Raw genomic sequence first — 20,813 nt, forward strand, 5'->3', positions numbered from 1 at the left:
ATCAGTAGGTTTATTTTGGGAATGAGAAGAGATGGTTGATCGCGCAAACAGCCTGGCGCTGCCGGATAACCGCGTGGTCCAGGTCGACGACCTGACGGTGCGCTTCGTGGGTTCCGAGCGCACGGTCGAAGCCGTGCGCAATCTGTCGTTTCATGTGGACCGGGGCGAGACCCTGGCCATCGTGGGCGAATCGGGTTCGGGCAAGTCGGTGACGTCGCTGGCGCTGATGCGTCTGGTGGAACATGGCGGTGGCCGCATCGCCCAGGGCAGCATGGCCTTGCGCCGGCGCAACGGCTCCGTGATCGACCTGGCCAATGCCAGCCAGCGCGTGATGCGCGATGTGCGCGGCGCCGACATGGCCATGATTTTCCAGGAGCCGATGACCTCCTTGAATCCGGTGTTCACGGCCGGCGACCAGATCGCCGAATCGATCCGCGAGCACCAGGGCATGGATGGCGCCTCGGCGCGCGCCGAAGCGCTGCGCATGCTGGAACAGGTCCGCATTCCCGAAGCGAAGTCGGTGCTGGACCGCTACCCCCATCAACTGTCGGGCGGCATGCGCCAGCGCGTCATGATCGCCATGGCGCTGGCCTGCAAGCCGGCGCTGCTGATCGCCGACGAACCGACCACCGCGCTGGACGTGACGATCCAGGCCCAGATCCTGCAGCTCATCCGCCAGCTTCAAGATGAAATGCACATGGGGGTGGTGTTCATCACCCACGACATGGGCGTGGTGGCCGAAGTGGCCGACCGCGTGCTGGTCATGTTCCGCGGCGACAAGGTCGAGGAAGGCCCGTCGGACCGCGTGTTCGCCGCGCCCCAGCACAGCTACACCAAGGCGCTGCTGTCGGCGGTGCCCAAGCTGGGCGCCATGCAGGGCACGGACCTGCCCGCGCGCTTCCCGCTGCTGCAGGTCGATGGCAAGGCCCAGCCCGTGGCCGAGGCCGCCGCCGTCAGCACGCAGGAAGTGCCCGCCGGCAAGCGCGAGCCCATCCTGAGCGTGCGCAACCTGGTGACGCGCTTTGACTTGCGCGGCGGCATCATGAGCCGCGTCCAGCGCCGTGTGCACGCCGTGGAAAAGGTCAGCTTCGATCTGTACCCGGGCGAGACGCTGTCGCTGGTCGGCGAGTCCGGCTGCGGCAAGTCCACGACCGGCCGCTCGCTGCTGCGCCTGGTGGAAAGCCAGGGCGGCGAAATCCGCTTCGGCGGCCGCGACATCGTGCGCCTGAAGAACAGCGAACTGCAGTCCCTGCGCCGCGACATCCAGTTCGTGTTCCAGGACCCGTTCGCCTCGCTGGATCCGCGCGTGACCGTGGGCTTCTCGATCATGGAGCCGCTGCTGGTGCACGGCGTGGCCAAGGGCAAGGATGCCGAGCGCCGCGTCGCCGAACTGCTCGAGCGCGTGGGCATGCCGCCGGAAATGGCGCAGCGCTATCCGCACGAGTTCTCGGGCGGCCAGCGCCAGCGCATCTGCATTGCGCGCGCCCTGGCCCTGAATCCGAAGGTCGTGATCGCGGACGAATCCGTGTCGGCGCTGGACGTGTCGATCCAGGCGCAGATCGTGAACCTGCTGATCGACCTGCAGCGCGACATGGGCATCTCGTTCCTGTTCATCTCGCACGACATGGCCGTGGTCGAACGCGTCAGCCACCGCGTGGCGGTGATGTACCTGGGCCAGATCGTCGAGATCGGTCCGCGCCGCGCGATCTTCGAGAATCCCCAGCATCCCTACACCAAGAAGCTGATGTCGGCCGTGCCGATCGCCGATCCGGCGCGCCGCCACATGAAGCGCACCTTGCTGTCCGATGAAATCCCAAGCCCGATCCGCAAACTGAACGACGAACCGGTGGTGCAGCCGCTGGTGCAGGTCGGTACGGATCATTTTGTAGCCCGCCATCCCGTCGGCGGCGCGTATTGACTCAGTAGTTGACCTTTTTTTGGAACCAGGAGTTGCAATGATGAAAGTTCTGCGCCCCACCAAGCTGATGGCCGCTGCCGCGCTGGTCTTCGGCGTGCTCGCCGCGCCGATGGCCCATGCCGCCAAGGACGTGACGTTCGCCGTTTCCATCGCGCTGGAAACGCTTGATCCCTACAACACCAACAGCACGCTGAACCAGGCGGCTGGCAAGGCCTACTACGAAGGCCTGTTCGAGTTCGACAAGGACCTGAAGGTGCAGAAGGTCCTGGCGACCGACTACACGGTCAGCGAAGACGGCCTGGTCTACACGTTCAAGCTGCGTCCCGGCGTGAAGTTCCACGACGGCACCGACTTCAACGCCGAAGCGGTCAAGATCAACTTCGATCGTCCGGCCAACCCGGACAACCGCCTGTCGCGCTACATCCAGTTCAGCGTCATCGAGAAGACCGAAGTGGTCGATCCGATGACCGTCAAGATCACGCTGAAGAAGCCGTTCTCGGCCTTCATCAACGCGCTGGCCCACCCGGCCGCCATGATGATCTCGCCCGCTGCCCTGGCCAAGTACGGCAAGGAAATCGGCTTTCACCCGGTCGGCACGGGCCCGTTCGAATTCGTCGAATGGAAGCCGGCTGAATACCTGAAGGTCAAGAAGTTCGACGGTTACTGGAAGAAGGGCTACCCGAAGGTCGACACGCTGACCTTCCGCACCGTCACCGACAACAACACCCGCGCCGCCGTGGTGCAGACGGGTGAAGCGCACTTCGCCTTCCCGGTGCCGTTCGAGCAGGCCGCCGTGCTGAAGAAGAACGAAAAGCTGGACGTGGTCGATCACAAGAACTCGATCATGGCCCGCTACCTGTCGATGAACACGCAGCAAAAGCCGTTCGACAACGTCAAGGTGCGCGAAGCCATCAACTACGCCATCAACAAGGACGCCCTGGCCAAGGTCGCGTTCTCGGGTTACGCCACCGTCATCGACGGCGTCGTGCCGCAAGGCGTGGACTACGCACACAAGATCGGCGCATGGCCCTACGACATCAAGAAGGCCAAGGCCCTGCTGGCCGAAGCCGGCTACCCCAACGGCTTCGAAAGCACGCTGTGGTCCGCCTATAACGACGGCACCTCGGTGAAGGTCGTTCAGTTCCTGCAGCAGCAGCTCGCCCAGGTCGGCATCAAGGTTTCCGTGGAAGTCCTGGAATCCGGCCAGCGCGTGCAACGCGTCCAACAGGTGCAAAAGCCTGAAGACGCCAAGGTCCGCATGTACTACGCCGGCTGGTCGTCCTCGACCGGTGAAGCCGACTGGGGCCTGCGTCCGCTCCTGACCACCGCCGCGTTCCCGCCGGTGCTGAACAACGTGTCGTACTACTCGAACAAGTCGGTTGACGACGGCGTCCAGCAAGCGCTGGCCACGACCGATCGCGCCAAGAAGACCGAGATCTACAAGAACGTTCAGGAAACCATCTGGAAGGACGCCCCGTGGGCCTTCCTGGTGACCCAGAACAACCTGTACGTCAAGTCGAAGAACCTGTCGGGCGTGTACGTGGAACCGGACACCTCGTTCTGGTTCGGCGACATCGACCTGAAGCAGTAAACCAAGCAGTAACTCTCGGGGCCTTCGGGCCCTTGTAAGGCCACATACGGCGGGGACGCGGTGTCCCCGCCGATGTTGCAGGAATTTCAATGCTGACCTACATCGTCAAACGTCTTTTGGGCATGATCCCCACGCTGCTGCTGGTAGCGGTGGTCGTGTTCCTGTTTGTGCACATGCTTCCGGGCGACCCGGCGCGACTGGCCGCCGGGCCCGAAGCCGACCAGCAGACCGTCGAGCTCGTGCGCAAGGAACTTGGGCTGGATCTGCCCCTGCCGCAGCAGTTCGTGCGCTACTTCAGCCACATGCTGCAGGGCGACCTCGGGACCTCGCTGCGCACCAAGCGCCCCGTCTCGACCGAAATCGCCGACCGTTTCATGCCCACCTTGTGGCTCACCCTTGCGAGCATGGTGTGGTCCGTTGGCTTTGGCATGATCATCGGCATCGTGTCGGCGGTATGGCGCAATCGCTGGCCCGACCGTCTTGGCATGACGCTGGCGGTGTCCGGCATCTCGTTCCCCGCGTTCGCGCTGGGCATGATGCTGATGCAGATTTTCTCGGTGAACCTCGGCTGGCTCCCCACGGTGGGCGCCTCGACCTGGCAACACTACATTCTTCCTTCCATCACGCTGGGCGCCGCCGTGGCCGCCGTGATGGCGCGCTTCACGCGGGCGTCGTTCGTGGAAGTCGTGCAGGAAGACTTCGTGCGCACGGCCCGCGCCAAGGGCCTGTCCGAGCGCCGCGTCATCATCAAGCACGCGCTGCGCAACGCGCTGATTCCCGTCGTCACCATGATGGGCCTGCAGTTCGGCTTCCTCCTGGGCGGCTCGATCGTGGTCGAGACCGTGTTCAACTGGCCCGGCCTTGGCCGCCTGCTGGTGGACGCCGTGACCCAGCGCGACTATCCGGTGATCCAGGGCCTCGTGCTGCTGTTCTCGCTGGAATTCATCCTGATCAACCTGATTGTCGACGTGCTGTATGGCGTCATCAATCCCAGCATCCGTTACAAGTGAGGCGGCCATGAGCAATACGACACCCGCCGCAACCATCGCCGCCGTTCCCAAAAACGACGTGCGCACGCCCGCCACCGAGTTCTGGCGCAAATTCAAGAAGCAGAAGCTTGCCGTCGGCGCGGGCCTCTTCGTCCTGCTGCTGGTCATCGTCGCGGTCTTCGCGCCGTGGATCGTGCCGTACGACCCGGAGAACTTCTTCGACTACGACGCGCTGAACGCCGGTCCGTCCCTCGCGCACTGGCTGGGCGTGGATTCGCTGGGCCGCGACATCTTCAGCCGAATCATCATGGGCGCACGCATCTCGCTGGCCGCCGGCTTTCTGTCGGTCGCCATGGGCGCCATCGTCGGCACGTTCATGGGCCTGATGGCCGGCTACTACGAAGGCTGGTGGGAACGCATCACGATGCGTATCTCCGACGTGCTGCTGGCATTCCCCGGCATGCTGCTGGCCATTGGCGTGGTTGCCATCCTGGGCTCCAGCATGGTCAACGTGATCGTGGCCGTGGCCGTGTTCAGCGTGCCCGCGTTTGCCCGCCTGGTGCGCGGCAACACGCTGTCGATCAAGCAGATGACGTACGTCGAAGCCGTCAAGAGCGTGGGCGCGTCCGACTGGACGATCATCATGCGCCACATCCTGCCCGGCACGATCTCGCCGATCGTGGTGTACGGCACGATGCGGATCGGCACCTCGATCATCACCGCGGCCAGCCTGTCGTTCCTGGGCATGGGCGCTTCGCCTCCCACGCCGGAGTGGGGCGCGATGCTGAACGAAGCGCGCGCCGACATGGTCATCGCACCGCACGTCGCCATCTTCCCGGCGCTTGCCATCTTCCTGACGGTGCTGGCGTTCAACCTGCTGGGCGACGGCCTGCGCGACGCGCTCGATCCCAAGATCGACCGCAAGTAAACCTGCCGCCGGCCTGTTTGCCCAGGCCGGCGTGGAGGGCGATTATTCCGCCGCCGCCTCCGTCCGCCACGCGCTGCCCCGCGCGTGTCCCGGACCCAGGGTGGCGGCGTTTTGCATTCTGGAGCGTGGCGACACGTAGACGAACATGGACAAACAAGCGCTGGACATCCCGCGGATCGGCGTACTGCCCTCGGGCCCGCTGGACTCGATCTGCGACGTGGGCGAGATCACCGTCGGCCACTGCACGCTGGCCGATGGCCCGCTGCAAACGGGCGTGACCGTCGTGCGCCCGCATGACGGCGATCCCTTCCTGGACAAGACGCCGGCCGCGGCCACCGTGCTGAACGGCTTTGGCAAGAGCACGGGGCTGGTTCAGGTGCAGGAACTGGGCGTGCTGGAAACGCCGATCGCGCTGACCAATACGTTCGGCGTGGGCACGGTGGCCAATGCGCAGATCCGCGCCGCGGTCGCCGCCAACCCCGGCATCGGCCGCGGCATGGCGACCGTGAATCCGCTGGTCTTCGAGTGCAACGACGGGTTCCTGAACGACATCCAGGCGATGGCGGTTCAGGAATCGCATTACGCTGACGCGCTGACCGCCGCCGGCAAGCGTTTCGCGCAGGGCGCCGTTGGCGCCGGCCGGGGCATGTCCAGCTTTTCGTTCAAGGGCGGCATCGGCTCGGCTTCGCGCGTTGCGCGGATCAAGGACGGACCGCAGTACACCGTGGGCGCGCTGGTGCTTTCCAACTTCGGCCGGTTGCCCAACCTCACGGTGGCGGGCAGGCCGTTCGGCCGCCGGCTGGCGGACCAGCTTGACGTCAAGCTGGCGCAGCAAGGCGAAAACGCGGTGATCGCGCCCGAGAAGGGATCGATCATCCTGCTGGTGGCCACCGACGCGCCGCTCGATTCCCGGCAGTTGCGCCGGCTGTCGCTGCGCGCGGGCGCGGGGCTGGCGCGCACCGGCTCGGTGTTCGGCCACGGCAGCGGCGACATTGCGCTGGCGTTTTCGACGGCATACACGATTCCGCAATTGGCCGAGTCGCTCATGCCTGCGATCGCCATGTTGCACGAGGCCCGCATCGATCCGCTCTTCGAGGCCGCCGCCGAAGCCTGCGAACAGGCCATCATTGCCGCGCTGTGGCACGCCGAAAGCGTGACCGGGCGCGACGGGAACCACCGCGATTGCATCCGCCACGCCGCGCCCGATTGGCGCCAGTGGCTGTCCGACACCGAACTCTGAACATTTTCAAGGCCCCTTTCATGAAAATCCTTATTTCCACCGATATCGAAGGCGTCGCCGGCGTCTTCCATGCCGAGCAGGTCCGTGCCGGCAACGGCGAGTACGAGCGTGCCCGCGCCTGGATGACCGCCGAGGCCAACGCGGCCGTGCAAGGCGCCATCGCGGGCGGCGCCGAAGAGATCCTGGTCAACGATTCGCACGGCGGCTTTCGCAACCTGCTGCCCGATGGCCTGGACGAGCGCGCCCGCCTGGTGCTGGGCAAGCCGCGCTACCTGGGCATGATGGGCGGGCTGGAAGAGGCGTGCGACGCCGTCTTCATGATCGGCTACCACTCGCGCTCGCAAGGCCGCGGCATCCTGGCCCACACCATCAACAGCTTCGCGTTCGCGCGCGTTGTCATCAACGGCATGGAGCTGGGCGAAGCGGGCCTGTACGGCGCGCTGGCCGGCGAGTTGGGCGTGCCCGTCATCCTGGGCACGGGCGACGACGTGTTCATCGAGGAAACCCGCGACACCTTTCCCGGCGCCGAATGGGTGCAGACCAAGGTTGCGCACGGGCAGGGCAGCGGCATCACGTTGTCGCCCGCCGCCTCGCGCCGCGCGATTGCCGCGGCCGCCGAAAGCGCGGTGCGTAATTTCAAGCGCGGCGGCGACAAGAAAGCCGTTCCTTTCCGCATTCCCGCGCCTATAGAATGCCGGTTGCAGACGCAGAGCTCGGCGCTCGCCGATCTGTTCTGCATGTGGCCCACGCTCGAACGCGTGGACGGCGTCACCTTGCGATTCACCACGGATAGCATGCAGTCCGCCATCCGCACGCTGAACAGCCTGGCCGCCATGTCTTTCATGTTGCGCTAAGGATCCCATCTTCCATGTCTAGCACCGACGCCCGTATTGCCCAATTGCGGCAGGCCATGACCCGCCGCGGTCTGACTGCCTACGTCGTTCCTTCCTCGGACCCGCACCTGTCCGAATACCTGCCGGCCCGTTGGCAGGGGCGACGCTGGCTGTCGGGCTTCACGGGGTCGGTGGGCACGCTGGTGGTTACGCCAAGCTTTGCCGGCCTGTGGGTGGACAGCCGCTACTGGGTTCAGGCCGAAGCCCAGCTTGCGGGCACGGGCGTGCAACTGATGAAGATTGCGCTGGCCACGACGCCGGGCCATGTCGATTGGCTGGCCGCCAACACCGGCACGGGCGACGTCATCGGGGTGGACGGCCAGGTGCTGGGCCTGGGCGCTTTCCGCGCCTTGTCCGCTGCCGCAGCCGCCTCTGGCGCCGTGCTGGAAATCCGCGAAGACCTGCTGGACGAGGTCTGGGCCGATCGCGCCGGGCTGCCGGACGCCAAGATCTACGAACACGTCGCGCCCGACGCCTGCGTGACCCGCGCCGGCAAGTTGGCTCAGGTTCGCGACGCCATGCGCAAGCATGGCGCCGACGTGCATTTCATTTCCACGCTTGACGATATTGCCTGGCTGTTCAACCTGCGCGGCGCGGACGTGGACTACAACCCGGTCTTTGTCGGCCACGCGCTGGTCGGCCTGGACCACGCCACGCTCTTTGTGGCGGACGGCAAGATCGACGACAGCCTGCGCGCCATCCTGGCCGCCGACGGCGTCGAAGTCGCGGACTACGCCCAGGCCGCGGATGCGCTGGCCTCCTTGGAAGTGGACCAGAAGCTGCTGATCGATCCGGCCCGCGTCACCTGCGGGGTGTTCCACGCCATGGATCCGGCCGTGCCGCGCGTGGAAGCGATCAATCCGTCCACGCTGCTCAAGTCGCGCAAGACCGACGCCGAACTGGCGAACGTGCGTCAGGCGATGGCGCAGGACGGCGCCGCGCTCTGCGAATTCTTCGCCTGGTTCGAAGGCGCGCTGGGCAAGGAAACCATCACCGAACTGACTATCGATGAGCAGATCACGGCCGCCCGCGCGCGCCGTCCTGCGTACGTCTGCCCCAGCTTTGCCACCATCGCGGGCTTCAACGCCAACGGCGCCATGCCGCATTACCGCGCCACCCCGGAATCGCACGCCACGATCGAAGGCGATGGCCTGCTGCTCATCGACTCGGGTGGCCAATATCTGGGCGGCACCACGGACATCACGCGCGTGGTGGCGGTGGGCACGCCCAGCGCGGACCAGAAGGTCGATTTCACGCTGGTCCTCAAGGGCATGATCGCGCTGTCGCGTGCCTCGTTCCCGCGTGGCACGCCGTCGCCCATGCTCGATGCCATCGCGCGCGCGCCCATCTGGGAAGGCGGCGCGGAATACGGCCATGGCACGGGCCACGGCGTGGGCTATTTCCTGAACGTGCACGAAGGCCCGCAAGTCATTTCGTACCGCGCGATGCCGGGTCCCCACACGGCCATGGAGCCGGGCATGATCACCTCGAACGAACCGGGCATCTACCGCCCGGGCCGCTGGGGCGTGCGCATCGAGAACCTGGTCGCCAACCGCAGCTGGCTGACCTCGGAGCTGGGTGAATTCCTGTGCTTCGAGACGCTGACGATGTGCCCCATCGACACGCGCTGCATCGAGCCCTCGCTGATGCGCGAAGACGAGATCGACTGGCTGAACGACTATCACAAGACGGTGTTCGAGCGCCTGTCGCCGCTGGTTGAGGGCGAGGCGCTGGCGTGGCTGACGCTGCGCTGCGCGGCGATCTGACCTGACGGTATTGCCGGCAGGGCCGGCGCAAAAAAAGGCCGCGGCGCAATGACGCCACGGCCTTTTTTCATGGCGCGGCGCGCCGCCGGTTACCGCGCCGGCGCGTCTTGCTTGCGGTGAAGCAGGCGCGTGGCCATCAGGCAACCCAGCGCCAGCAGCGCGCCGTAAGCCAGCAGCGCCAGCGCGGCGGACGCGTGCGATTGGACGGCCCAGGCCAGTTGATCCCAGGTCATGGACTTGAGCACGGCAATACCCAGGCCAATGCCCAGCACCTGGGCGATCCAGAACGCCACGCTGCCCAGCGCCACGGCGCGGCCGATGCCGGAACGTTCCAGCGGGCGCGGCAGCACCTTCAGGCAAACGAGCGTGGTCAGCGCCAGCAGGGCGATGGGCAGCACCCAATATCCCAGCGCATACTGGGCCCAGCCCGCTTCCAGCGTCTGCATTTGCAGATAGCCGCCCAGCATGATCGACACGCTGGACTGCCAGATCAGGATGGTCAGCCCGCTGATCCATGCCGCATGCCGGCGGGTCAGCGCTGAGCCGGCGCCCGGGACGGCCGGGGTGGTGGTCCAGGCGGCGATGCGCAGCGCCAGGCAGATACCGGCGATCTCCAGCGCCACCGTGACGACGCGGATACCCAGGTTCATGACGATGAAACGTCCGGCCACATCCAGGCCGAGGGCCGTCTGGAGCCAGGAACCTTCCTTGATCAGGCCGCTCATCAACAGGTGCTGCGCGTAGGCCATGCCGCTGGACAGGCACAGCGTGTAGAGCGCCTGCAAAGCCAGGAACGTGGCCAGCAGCCTGCCCGGCTGGTCCACGGTTGCCGCATCGCGGCGCGCAAGCCACTGGCGCGTTGCGCCCCAGGCCGCGAGCCCGACGATGAGCAGGGTCGAGACGATGTTGGCCAGCAGCGGGGCCAGCACCGGCGGCTGCGTGTAGCTTTCACGCAGTTGCTCCACGTAGGGCGTCGGGCTCAGCAAGGTGTAGGCCTGCACCAGCGCGATATACGTCAGCCGCAACAGGACGGCGGCCACGGCGATGCGCCAGGCAAGGGAAGGAACGGGGCGGGAGAGGGCGGTCATCGGCGCGGGGGCGGGGATGGGAGGGCGCCGCCCGCACGGGCAGCGGTTCAAAATTAGGGAGCGACCATACCATGCGGGCGCCGCGGGGCTTGTGGCAATGCACTTGCCGAGTGCAGCCAATTGTTACCCGCACAGAGCTAGGGGAAAACCCAAACAAGTCGCGTCGCCCGGCTATAATCCAAATTTCCCGCACGCGCCCGCTCGTCCCGGGTGCTCATTACGATGACCAAATACGTATTTGTCACCGGCGGTGTGGTGTCTTCCCTGGGCAAGGGCATCGCCGCCGCGTCGCTTGCCGCCATCCTTGAGTCGCGTGGTTTGCAAGTAACCATGCTGAAGCTCGACCCCTACATCAACGTCGATCCGGGCACGATGAGCCCCTTCCAGCATGGTGAGGTGTTCGTCACGGAAGACGGCGCCGAGACCGACCTGGACCTGGGCCACTACGAGCGTTTCATTTCCGCTCGCATGCACAAGGTGAACAACTTCACCACCGGCCAGATCTACGAATCCGTGCTGCGCAAGGAACGCCGTGGCGACTACCTGGGCAAGACCGTCCAGGTGATTCCGCACATCACGAACGAAATCCAGGACTTCATCGCCCGTGGCGCCGAAGCCGGCTGGAATGGCAACACCGACGTCGCCATCGTGGAAATCGGCGGCACGGTGGGCGACATCGAATCGCTGCCGTTCCTCGAAGCCGCCCGCCAGATGAGCCTGCGCATGGGCCGCAACAACGCGGCCTTCGTCCATCTGACGCTCGTGCCCTTCATCGCCTCCGCCGGCGAACTGAAGACTAAGCCCACGCAACACTCGGTGCAGAAGCTGCGCGAAATCGGCATCTACCCGAACGCGCTGCTGTGCCGCGCCGACCGCCGCATTCCGGACGACGAGCGCGCCAAGATCTCGTTGTTCTCCAACGTGCCCCTGGACGCGGTCATTTCCGTCTGGGACGCCGACTCCATCTACAAGATCCCGGCCATGCTGCACAAGCAGGGCGTGGACAACATCGTCTGCGAGGCCCTGGGCCTGACCCCGCCGCCGGCCGATCTGTCCATGTGGGACAACCTGGTCGAGGCGCTGGAACACCCCGAGCACCAGCTCACCATCGGCATGGTCGGCAAGTACGTCGACCTGACCGAGTCGTACAAGTCGCTGACCGAAGCCCTGGTTCACGCCGGCATCCACACGCGCTCGAAGATCAACATCGAGTACATCGACTCGGAAGACATCGAAACCCGCGGCACCGATCAGTTGAAGCACCTGGACGCCATTCTGGTTCCGGGCGGCTTCGGCAAGCGCGGCACCGAAGGCAAGATCGCCGCAATCCGCTACGCCCGCGAAAACGGCGTGCCGTACCTGGGCATCTGCCTGGGCATGCAGCTGGCGGTCATCGAATTCGCGCGTCACGTCGCCGGTCTGGGCGGCGCCAACAGCACGGAATTCGATCCCTCCGCGCCGCACCCGGTGGTCGCACTCATCACCGAGTGGATGGACCGCGAAGGCAAGGTCGAGAAGCGCGACACGTCGTCCGACATGGGCGGCACCATGCGCAAGGGCGCGCAACGCGTGCCGATCAAGCCCGGCACCCGTGCGCAGGCCATCTATGGCGACGAGGTGAACGAACGTCACCGCCATCGCTACGAGGTCAACAACGTCTACGTGCCGCGCCTCGAAGAAGCCGGCATGGTGATCAGCGCCCGCACGCCGACCGAGAACCTGCCCGAAATGATGGAACTGCCCAACCACCCGTGGTTCGTCGGCGTTCAGTTCCACCCGGAGTTCACGTCCACCCCGCGCGACGGCCACCCGCTGTTCTCCAGCTACATCCGCGCCGCCATCGAGCAGAAGGCTCGCCGCGGCCAGGAGGCCTGATGCGTGTCCGCGGTCCTGAGTTCCGTAAGCGGATCCTCGGGGCCGCGGGCCGATTCCCCAGCGCCGCCCTATACGGCGGCGCTTCTTTCGGATACAACCGATTAGCATCGGATATGCGTCGCCCGTGCGCCTTGCGCGACACTGGCGGCGGCGCCGTATCCGGCGTCAGACCGAAACCAACGCAACTGCTCTGAAGGAACCCCATGAGTGCCTATCTGATCGCCGACGTCAAAGTGACCAAGCCCGCGCAGTACGAGGACTACAAGCGTCTGTCCACGCTCGCCATGCGCGCGTACGATGCCAAGATCCTGGTGCGCGGCGGCGAATCGAAGCACCTCGAGGGGCGTGAACCCGGCCGCACCGTCGTCATGGAATTTCCGTCCATGGCCGCGGCGCAGGCGTTCTACGATTCCTGGCAGTACCGCCGTGCCCGCAATGCCCGCGAAGGCGCGGCCGTCATGAATATGTTTATCGTTCAGGGAATGTAAAGTCATGAGTGCAATCGTCGACATCATCGGCCGCGAGATTCTGGATTCGCGCGGCAACCCCACCGTGGAATGCGATGTGCTGCTGGAATCCGGCGCCATGGGCCGTGCGGCCGTGCCGTCGGGCGCATCCACCGGCGCCCGCGAAGCCATCGAGCTGCGCGACGGCGACAAGGGCCGTTATCTGGGCAAGGGCGTGCTGCGCGCCGTTGAAAACCTCAACACCGAAATCTCCGAAGCCCTGATGGGCCTGGATGCTCAGGAACAGACGTTCGTCGATCGCACGCTGATCGAACTGGACGGCACCGAGTCCAAGGAGCGCCTGGGCGCCAACGCCATCCTGGCCGCCAGCATGGCCGTGGCCCGCGCCGCCGCCGACGAGTCGGGCCTGTCCCTGTACCGCTATTTCGGCGGCAGCGGCCCCATGAGCATGCCCGTCCCGATGATGAACGTCATCAACGGCGGCGCGCACGCCAACAACACGCTGGACCTGCAGGAACTGATGATTCTGCCGGTGGGCGCGGGCAGCTTCCGCGAAGCCCTGCGTTGGGGCGCCGAAGTCTTTCACATGCTCAAGAAGCTGATCCACAGCCAGGGCATGTCGACCGCCGTGGGCGACGAGGGCGGTTTCGCGCCCAACGTGCCCAGCCATGAAGCCGCCATCCAGCTCATCCTGAAGGCCATCACCGAAGCCGGCTACGAGCCGGGCTCGCAGATCGCCCTGGGCCTGGACTGCGCCAGCTCCGAGTTCTACCGCGACGGCAAGTACACGCTGGCCGGCGAAGGCGGCATCTCGCTGTCCTCGCAAGAATTCACGAACCTCCTGGCCACGTGGTGCGACAAGTACCCGATCATCTCGATCGAAGACGGCATGGCCGAAAACGACTGGGAAGGCTGGAAGCTCCTGACCGACCAGCTCGGCAAGAAGGTCCAGCTGGTGGGCGACGACCTGTTCGTCACCAACACCAAGATCCTGCGTGAAGGCATCCAGAAGGGCGTGGCCAACTCGATCCTCATCAAGATCAACCAGATTGGCACGCTGACGGAAACGTTTGCCGCCATCGAAATGGCCAAGCGCGCCGGCTACACCGCCGTCGTCTCGCACCGCTCGGGCGAAACCGAAGACTCGACCATTGCCGACATCGCCGTGGCGACCAACGCCATGCAGATCAAGACCGGCTCGCTGTCGCGCTCGGATCGCATGGCCAAGTACAACCAGCTGCTGCGCATCGAAGAAGAGCTGGCTGAAGTCGCGTCGTATCCCGGCCTGGAAGCTTTCTACAACCTGCGTTGATAAAAAGCGCGGCCCAGGCGTGTTGCCCGGGCCGCATCCACGCCACGACAGTTGAGGTTCCCGCGTATGCGCCTGTTGTTCCTGGTGCTGTTCGTGCTGCTAGGCCTGATCCAATACCCGCTGTGGCTGGGTAAGGGCGGCTGGTTCAAGGTCTGGGATCTGCAACGCCAGGTGGCTGAGCAGCGCGAGACCAACGAAGGCCTGCGCGCGCGCAATGCTGCCCTTGAGGCGGAAGTGCGCGATCTGGAAGGCGGATCGGGGGCCATCGAGGAACGGGCGCGCGGTGAACTGGGCATGATGCGCGACGGCGAAGTGTTCGTGCATATCCTGCCCCAGAACACCCAGCCTCCCGCGGGCGCCTCGCTGTCCGCCGAGGCGCCGCCCAAGCCTGCCGCCACCGGCACGCCCGCACGCGCCAACGCCCCCGCCACCCGGCCGGCCTCTGCAGCAGCCCCATCCCGGCCCGCGGCGGCAACGCCAGCCAGGCCCGCCGCCACCGGCGCCAACCATTCCAATTCCACCGCCCGGCAGTGATGCCCGGCGGTTTTTTTGACCTTGCCAGCGGTGGCCCGGCTTATCCCGGGCCGCAACGCATCTGGCGGCACGGTCCATACACCACGCCTTCGGGATGGGGGCGCCTGCGCGCCCAGTCCACCGGATGCGTGTGCATTTCCTGCTCCAGCTCCACCACGATCGGCAACACGCCCTTGGCCAGCGCGTGCCCGGCGTAGCTGCCGTCCTGCCGGCCCAGCCCCGCCAGCAGCGCCCGTAACGGCGGCAGCAGCGGTTTGTGCAGATATGTCAGACGCAGCCTGAGCGTGTTGGCCAGGAAGATGTCCTGGCCGCCAGGGCGTGGCGGGCGGCGGGCGTGTTGCAGGTCCTGGTAGCCGTTGTCGATGGCGCGCAAGCCGGGCGCGGCGGCCACCTGCAAGCCCGCGTGCCCGTGCTCGCGGAACGACTGGTCGTCCGGCAGCAGCACTTCGATGCGCCAGGGCTCAACGCCCGTCAACGCCTTCAGATTGGCCATCGCGGTGTCCAGGCGCCGCCGCGCGCCCGACGGGCCCTCGGCGTGGGCGTGCAACGGCAGCAACGCGCGCAGAAAGGCTGCTTGCATGCGGGCCGGGTCGCCGTGGCCCGTGGCGCCGGCGCGCGCTGCTTCTGTCAGCGCCAGATGGGCCATCTGGCGCGCGCCGTGCCACTGGACGGCTTCGATGCACAGCAGACCCAGCAGCAGCACCGCGGCGCCCGCCACGGCAAATTCAAGGGCGGCCGCGCCATGCTGTCGGCGGACGGCGCGAAACACGGCAGGAAAAATAAAGGCGGTCATAGCTGCGCAGTGTGGCGCGCCCATGACCGCCCGTCGATGAGGACAATCCGGTGTGACGAAAACGTCCCGGCGGGCTTGCCGCCGGGGGGCATTAATGCACGGTGGGAGGTTCGTCTCCGGCTGCCGGCTGGTTTGCCGAGAAAAGCGCCGCGCAGTCGACGGTGTCGAACTTGTAGGGCTTGCCGCAGAAGTCGCAGGCCACGTCGACCTGTCCACGTTCTTCCAGGATGCTGTTGACCTCGGCTTCGCCCAGCGAACGCAGCATGTTGGCCACGCGCTCGCGCGTGCACGGACAGTGCCAGCTGACGGGCTGCGGATCGAAGGCGATGAGCGTTTCTTCCCAGAACAGGCGGTGGATCAGCGTGTCGATGTCCGTGGCCAGGATTTCGTCGCGCTTGAGCGTGCCGGCCAGGGCATTGATGCGCTCCCAGGTCTCGGCAGCCACCTGTTCGGTCAGGGCGCGGTCGGTTTCTCCGCCGCCGTGATGCGGCAGGCGTTGCAGCAGCATGCCGGCGGCGTGATCGGCGTCGGCCGACAGCCACAGACGCGTGTCGAGCTGTTCGGAGGCCTTCATGTAGTGTTGCAGCGCCTCGGCGACCGTGTCGCCTTCGAGCGGCACGATGCCCTGGTAGGCCTGCTGGCCGGGCAGCTTGCGCTGCGGGTCCAGCACCACGATGAAGCGCCCGTTGCCGCCGGGGTTCAACAGGCTTTGCATGTCGCCGGCGCTGGGCACCTCGTGGCCTTCGCGCATCTTGACGGTGGCGCGCAGGCTCAGGTCCGAGCGGCATTCCACCACCAGCAGGGCGATGGGGCCATCGCCCTGGATCTGGAGCACCAGCGAGCCATCGAACTTGATGTTGGCGGCGAGCAGGGTGGATGCCGCCACCAGTTCACCCAACAGGTCGGTGATGGCGGGCGGGTAGTCGTGGTTGGCCTGCACGGCCTTCCACGTGTCAGACAGGCGCACCGCTTGGACGCGGACGCTGCGGTCTTCGGTAAGGTATTTCTTGAGCTGATCGGTCATAGCGGAATGTTAGCCGATCGCGGTGAGGTATTCCCCCTGCTGGCAGCAGGGGTTGGGACGGTTGCGGGGGCGGCGAGGGGGCCCTCGGGGGAGCCGTCAGCCGATCCGTTTCAGGGCGGTCTTGTACTGTTGGCCGCGCGCCACGTAATGGGCGGTGTTCTTGTGCATGTTGGCAATTTCGTCGGCGGAAAGCTCCCGCACGATCTTGCCGATGCCGATGACCAGCGAATTGTCCGGGATGACGCGGTCTTCGGGGATGATCGCGCCGGCGCCGATCAGGCAGTTGCGGCCGATGACGGCATTGTTCAGCACGATGGCCTGCATGCCGACCAGCGCGCCTTCATGGATGGTGCAGCCGTGCAGCATGGCCTGGTGACCGACCGTGACGTTCGGGCCGATGGTCATGGGACAGCCCTCGTCGACGTGCAGGACGCTGGATTCCTGGATGTTGGTGCCTTCGCGGATCAGGATGGCGTCGTTGTCGGCGCGGATGGAGACATGCGACCAGATGCTGACGCCGGCTTCCAGCGTGACGTTGCCGATGAGATCCGCGCTGTCGGCCACGTAGGCTTGCGGGTCGATGCGGGGGATCAGGTCGTTGAGTTGGTAAATGGCCATGCTATGTCTCCGTTTGTCGCGCGGGGGCGGCAACGGGCACGCCAGCGTCGGTTTGGGGCGCGTGGGCCTGCGCGCGTTCTTCTTCGCGCTGCCGCAGGATGCGCCGCTGAATCTTGCCCGTGGTGGTCATGGGCAGTTCGTCCACGTATTCGATTTCCTTGGGGTACTCGTACGGCGCCAGGCGCTCGCGCACGTGTTCCTGCAGGTTTTCGGTGATTTCGCCGTGGTCCCGCTGGGCAAATTCCGGCGTCAGCACCACGTAGGCCTTGACCAGCGCGCCGCGCTCGGCATCCGGCTTGGGCACGACCGCCGCGTTGGCCACGGCCGGATGGCCGATCAGGCAGCTTTCGATCTCGCCCGGGCCGATCCGGTATCCGGCCGACTTGAACACGTCATCGGCGCGGCCGGCGTACCAGAGGTAGCCGTCCTCGTCGATGGTGGCGAGGTCGCCCGTCAGGCACCAGTCGCCCTTGAACTTGGCCTGCGTGGCCGCCTCGTTGCGCCAGTAGCCAAGGAACATCACCGGGTCGGGAAAGCCGTGGATGTCGAGCCGGTTCACGGCGATTTCGCCGGTTCCGCCCGGGGGAACCGGCACGCCGTCGCTGTCCAGCACCGCCACGTTGTGGCCCGGATACGGGCGGCCCATGGAACCGGGTTTGGCGGGCCAGCGCTTGTTGCTGTTTCCCACCACGTAGTTCATCTCGGTCTGGCCGAACATCTCGTTTGGCGTGACGCCCAGGGCCGTGCGGCACCATTCGAAGACCGTATCACCCACGCTTTCCCCGGCGCTCATGATGGAACGCAGGGCCAGCTGGTAGCGTTGGCGGGGCTCGGGCACCGCCTTCATCATCATCTTCAGGGCGGTGGGGAACAGGAACGTGTTGGTGACCTGATAGCGTTCCAGGAGCTCGAAGGCGCGCTCGACCGAGAAACGCCCGCGCGTGCCGACGATGGGATGCCCGAAATACAGGGTGGGCAGCAGCGCGTCCATCATGCCGCCGGTCCAGGCCCAGTCCGCGGGCGACCAGAACACATCCGCGGGTTTGGGGAACCAGTCCTGCGAGGCGACGAAGCCCGGCAGGTTGCCGATCAGCACGCTGTGGGGCAGCAGGGCGCCCTTGGGCGCGCCAGTGGTGCCGGAGGTATAGAGCAGGATGGCCGGATCCGACGAGCGGGTCTGGACGGCCTTGAATTCGTTAGGCTGGCGGGCCAGCAGGCTGCGCCACGGCAGCACGCGTTCGTCGGCGAAACCGATGCCGATGACCTGTTGCAGGGCGGGGCAGTTTTCAGTGACGGCCAGCAGATTGGGGCTGGAGGCGTGGTCGACGATGGCAACGCGCGCTTCGGCATCGCACAGGCGGCTTTGCAGCGCCTCGGGACCGAAGAGCGCGGACAGGGGCAGGACCACCGCCCCCACGCTGTAGATGGCCATGTGGGCGACCACGGTCTCAGGGCGTTGTCCCAATACCACACCGACCCTGTCGCCCCGGCCGACGCCCATTTTCACCAGGCCGTTGGCCAGCTGATTGGCGGCTTCCGCCAGACGGGCGAAGGTCCAGACCTCGCGGTTGCCGGACTCATCTTCGTAGTAGATGGCAATGCGCCGCGCATCCGGACTACTGGATGCCCAGCGGTGGCAGCACGCTTCCGCGATGTTGAACTGGGTGGGCACCAGCCAGCGGAATGATTGGTAGAGCGCCTGATATTGGTCGTTCATGGCCCTATGTTGTGAGCATGTTGCAGCGTGAACGGGCCATGACGCCCGCTAACCAGTTGCAAGCATGACCTAGAGGGGCTTGAACTGCAATATCCGCGTTGCGTAACGGGGACGCATAAGGGTTATCACGGGTATTTGCCTTGGCGGCGCAGGGCGGACGGCAGGGCCGGCAAGGTCAGCGACCGGGGCGGGCGGTTGGCCGGGTCGCGCTGGCGTTCGGCCTGCAACACGGCCCAGTCCAGGAGCTGGAGCTGCCCGTCGTGCGTTTCGGCCAGCGCCGTAAGGCTTTCCACCCAGTCGCCGTCATTGCAATACAGGATGCCGCCGACGTCGCGCAGTTCGGCCTTGTGGATATGGCCGCAGACCACGCCGTCCAGGCCGCGGCGCCGCGCCTCGCCGGCCAACGCCTCCTCGAAGTCGGTGATGAACGACACCGCGTTCTTGACCTTGTGCTTCAGGTACTGGGACAGCGACCAGTAATGCAGGCCCAGCCGGTGGCGCAGGCGGTTGAAGTGGTGGTTGATCCAGAGAGCAAGCTGGTAGAGCCCGTCGCCCAGGTGCGCCAGCCAGCGGCTGTGCTGGATGACGCCGTCGAACTGGTCCCCGTGCAGCACGAGCAGCCGCAGCCCCTTGGCCGTGACATGCACGTCCTCGTCCAGGACCTCGATGTCGCCGAAGGCGAAACCCGCGAACTCCCGGGCGAACTCGTCATGGTTGCCGGGGATGAACACCACGCGGGTGCCGTTGCGGGCCTTGCGCAGGATGCGCTGGATCACGTCGTTGTGCGCGCGGGGCCAATGCCAGTGCTTGCGCAACTGCCAGCCGTCGACGATGTCGCCGACCAGATAGAGGGTGTCCGAATCGTTGTGATCCAGGAAATCGAGCAGGAATTCCGCCTTGCACCCGGCAGTGCCCAGGTGAATATCGGAAATCCAGAGGGCGCGCCAATGCGCGGGTTGGATTTCGTTCACGGTCGCTTCCCTGTGGGCAGTGGTCATGCTTGAGCATGAGACCACCTCGCGATGACGTGTGCGTGACGGATCCGTGACACGGTTGTGACGGCGCGCGCGGGCAGGGGCCGCGCGCCGCCGGTCCGGCGGATCAGGACTGTTCGGTGCCCTTCTTGCCCTTCAGACGCTTCCAGGCCGCGCCGCCCAGCGCGGCCGCGGCCAGGATGCCCACCTTGGCAAACTTGGCCAGGAATGCCGCGATCACCGCGAACAGCCCGAGCTTCTTGGCGGCCACGCCCGCCACGAGGGCCGCCAGACCGTACTCGGCAACCTTGTCGCTCGAGGCGTCGAAATCGGCGTAGCGCTTGCCTTGCACGTAATGCAGGTTGTCCAGCAGGGCCAGCACCGCGGCCTTGTCCGTGGGCACCTTGTTCTTTTCGGTGATCAGATCCAGCGTGATGTAGCCGTCGCGGCCCAGCGCATAGGTGTTGTAGTTGACCGTGCCGTCTTCGTCCGCGGCCGCGCCCTTGTGCTTGGCAGCCACCGACCAGACCAGGCGTTGGTTGTTGCTGTCGTACTTGGGCGTCTCCACCCAGCCGTCCACCGTCAGTTCGGGAAAGCCGCGCTTCTTGCGTTCCTCGTTGGACGCCTCGGTGCCTTCACGCAGGCTGTCCAGCAACTCGCCGACGTTCCAGTTCCGGGCGTCGTCGTCCTTGATATAGCCCGCCTTGTCGAAGTTGATGGTGACGACCCAGTCCTCATCGTCGCTCTTGGGCATCACGACGCCCAGCAGCGAGGGATCCTTGCCGTTGCCGTAGGCCTGCATCAGCCGCTCGGCTTGCGGGCGGGGCACGAAAAACATGTTGTGGGGCAGCTTCAGGGTTGCCTGGTCGCCAAGCGTTACGTCGTCAGGGCCTTGCCGGGCCGCCGCAAAGGCAGCTTTGGACGCCGCTTCGATCTCCTGCTGGGCCGAGGCGTTCTGGGCGGACGCGCCTGCGTGCAGGAACAACAGCGCGCTGGCGAAGGCCAGCGACAGGCGGGAAAGGAATGCGCGCATGGTGATGATGAAGCCGTAAATTAATTGGGGCCTCATTGTCCCGGCGTGCGGCT

The 20,813-nt window shown here is 65.9% G+C and carries 18 protein-coding genes; 11 read left to right on the forward strand and 7 right to left on the reverse strand.

Features of this window, described 5'->3' with window-relative positions; all coding sequences use genetic code 11:
* Nucleotides 1-31 precede the first annotated feature (31 nt).
* The 7 genes from ASD87_RS13010 (at nt 32) to ASD87_RS13040 (ending at nt 9,325) form a co-directional block, all read left to right on the forward strand.
* Complete coding sequence (locus ASD87_RS13010) at nt 32-1,918, forward strand: dipeptide ABC transporter ATP-binding protein (protein ID WP_056322024.1); 1,887 nt, start codon at nt 32-34, stop codon at nt 1,916-1,918.
* Nucleotides 1,919-1,955: 37 nt separating this feature from the next.
* A complete protein-coding gene (gene gsiB / locus ASD87_RS13015) occupies nt 1,956-3,509 on the forward strand; it encodes a glutathione ABC transporter substrate-binding protein GsiB (protein ID WP_056322027.1) in 1,554 nt (517 codons plus the stop codon).
* Between the two features lie 89 nt (nt 3,510-3,598).
* Entirely contained in the window at nt 3,599-4,519 is a 921-nt protein-coding gene (gsiC, locus tag ASD87_RS13020) for a glutathione ABC transporter permease GsiC (protein ID WP_056322028.1), read from the forward strand.
* Between the two features lie 7 nt (nt 4,520-4,526).
* The gene (gene gsiD / locus ASD87_RS13025) at nt 4,527-5,426 is read left to right on the forward strand and encodes a glutathione ABC transporter permease GsiD (RefSeq protein WP_056322031.1); all 900 of its coding nucleotides are present in this window, start codon (nt 4,527-4,529) and stop codon (nt 5,424-5,426) included.
* Between the two features lie 145 nt (nt 5,427-5,571).
* Entirely contained in the window at nt 5,572-6,666 is a 1,095-nt protein-coding gene (locus ASD87_RS13030; protein WP_056322035.1) for a P1 family peptidase, read from the forward strand.
* A 20-nt stretch (nt 6,667-6,686) separates the two neighbouring features.
* Entirely contained in the window at nt 6,687-7,520 is an 834-nt protein-coding gene (locus tag ASD87_RS13035) for a M55 family metallopeptidase (RefSeq protein WP_056322036.1), read from the forward strand.
* A gap of 14 nt (nt 7,521-7,534) precedes the next feature.
* Nucleotides 7,535-9,325 carry an aminopeptidase P family protein gene (locus ASD87_RS13040; RefSeq protein ID WP_056322039.1) on the forward strand — a complete coding sequence of 597 codons (1,791 nt, stop codon included), beginning with the start codon at nt 7,535-7,537 and terminating at the stop codon, nt 9,323-9,325.
* An 89-nt stretch (nt 9,326-9,414) separates the two neighbouring features.
* On the opposite strand, the gene ASD87_RS13045 is transcribed toward ASD87_RS13040, so the two are convergent.
* Nucleotides 9,415-10,413, reverse strand: a complete 999-nt coding sequence (locus tag ASD87_RS13045) for a hypothetical protein (protein WP_056322041.1) — start codon at nt 10,411-10,413, stop codon at nt 9,415-9,417.
* Between the two features lie 222 nt (nt 10,414-10,635).
* On the opposite strand from ASD87_RS13045, the gene ASD87_RS13050 reads away from it, so the two are divergent.
* From ASD87_RS13050 to ftsB, 4 genes are all read left to right on the forward strand, one after another.
* Nucleotides 10,636-12,288, forward strand: a complete 1,653-nt coding sequence (locus ASD87_RS13050) for a CTP synthase (RefSeq protein WP_056322044.1) — start codon at nt 10,636-10,638, stop codon at nt 12,286-12,288.
* Nucleotides 12,289-12,491: 203 nt separating this feature from the next.
* Nucleotides 12,492-12,776: a DUF1330 domain-containing protein gene (locus tag ASD87_RS13055; protein ID WP_056322046.1), complete on the forward strand. Its 285-nt coding sequence runs from the start codon at nt 12,492-12,494 to the stop codon at nt 12,774-12,776.
* Between the two features lie 4 nt (nt 12,777-12,780).
* Nucleotides 12,781-14,067 carry a phosphopyruvate hydratase gene (gene eno, locus ASD87_RS13060; protein WP_056322049.1) on the forward strand — a complete coding sequence of 429 codons (1,287 nt, stop codon included), beginning with the start codon at nt 12,781-12,783 and terminating at the stop codon, nt 14,065-14,067.
* Between the two features lie 66 nt (nt 14,068-14,133).
* Nucleotides 14,134-14,601: a cell division protein FtsB gene (gene ftsB, locus ASD87_RS13065; RefSeq protein ID WP_056322052.1), complete on the forward strand. Its 468-nt coding sequence runs from the start codon at nt 14,134-14,136 to the stop codon at nt 14,599-14,601.
* Nucleotides 14,602-14,641: 40 nt separating this feature from the next.
* Here ftsB and ASD87_RS13070 read toward each other — a convergent pair whose 3' ends face one another.
* From ASD87_RS13070 to ASD87_RS13095, 6 genes are all read right to left on the reverse strand, one after another.
* Nucleotides 14,642-15,394, reverse strand: a complete 753-nt coding sequence (locus tag ASD87_RS13070; protein WP_056322054.1) for a pilus assembly protein TadE — start codon at nt 15,392-15,394, stop codon at nt 14,642-14,644.
* Between the two features lie 91 nt (nt 15,395-15,485).
* A complete protein-coding gene (gene hslO, locus ASD87_RS13075) occupies nt 15,486-16,418 on the reverse strand; it encodes an Hsp33 family molecular chaperone HslO (RefSeq protein WP_056322057.1) in 933 nt (310 codons plus the stop codon).
* Nucleotides 16,419-16,514: 96 nt separating this feature from the next.
* Entirely contained in the window at nt 16,515-17,036 is a 522-nt protein-coding gene (locus tag ASD87_RS13080) for a gamma carbonic anhydrase family protein (RefSeq protein ID WP_056322060.1), read from the reverse strand.
* A gap of 1 nt (nt 17,037) precedes the next feature.
* Entirely contained in the window at nt 17,038-18,753 is a 1,716-nt protein-coding gene (locus ASD87_RS13085; RefSeq protein WP_056322062.1) for an acyl-CoA synthetase, read from the reverse strand.
* A 125-nt stretch (nt 18,754-18,878) separates the two neighbouring features.
* Nucleotides 18,879-19,751 (reverse strand): UDP-2,3-diacylglucosamine diphosphatase, encoded by an 873-nt coding sequence (locus ASD87_RS13090; RefSeq protein ID WP_128827694.1) that lies wholly within the window; start codon nt 19,749-19,751, stop codon nt 18,879-18,881.
* A 103-nt stretch (nt 19,752-19,854) separates the two neighbouring features.
* Nucleotides 19,855-20,760: a DUF2167 domain-containing protein gene (locus tag ASD87_RS13095; protein ID WP_056322737.1), complete on the reverse strand. Its 906-nt coding sequence runs from the start codon at nt 20,758-20,760 to the stop codon at nt 19,855-19,857.
* Nucleotides 20,761-20,813 lie beyond the last annotated feature (53 nt).

The sequence above is a fragment of the Achromobacter sp. Root170 genome (assembly GCF_001428165.1).
GTDB classification, from domain to species: Bacteria; Pseudomonadota; Gammaproteobacteria; order Burkholderiales; family Burkholderiaceae_B; genus Achromobacter; species Achromobacter mucicolens.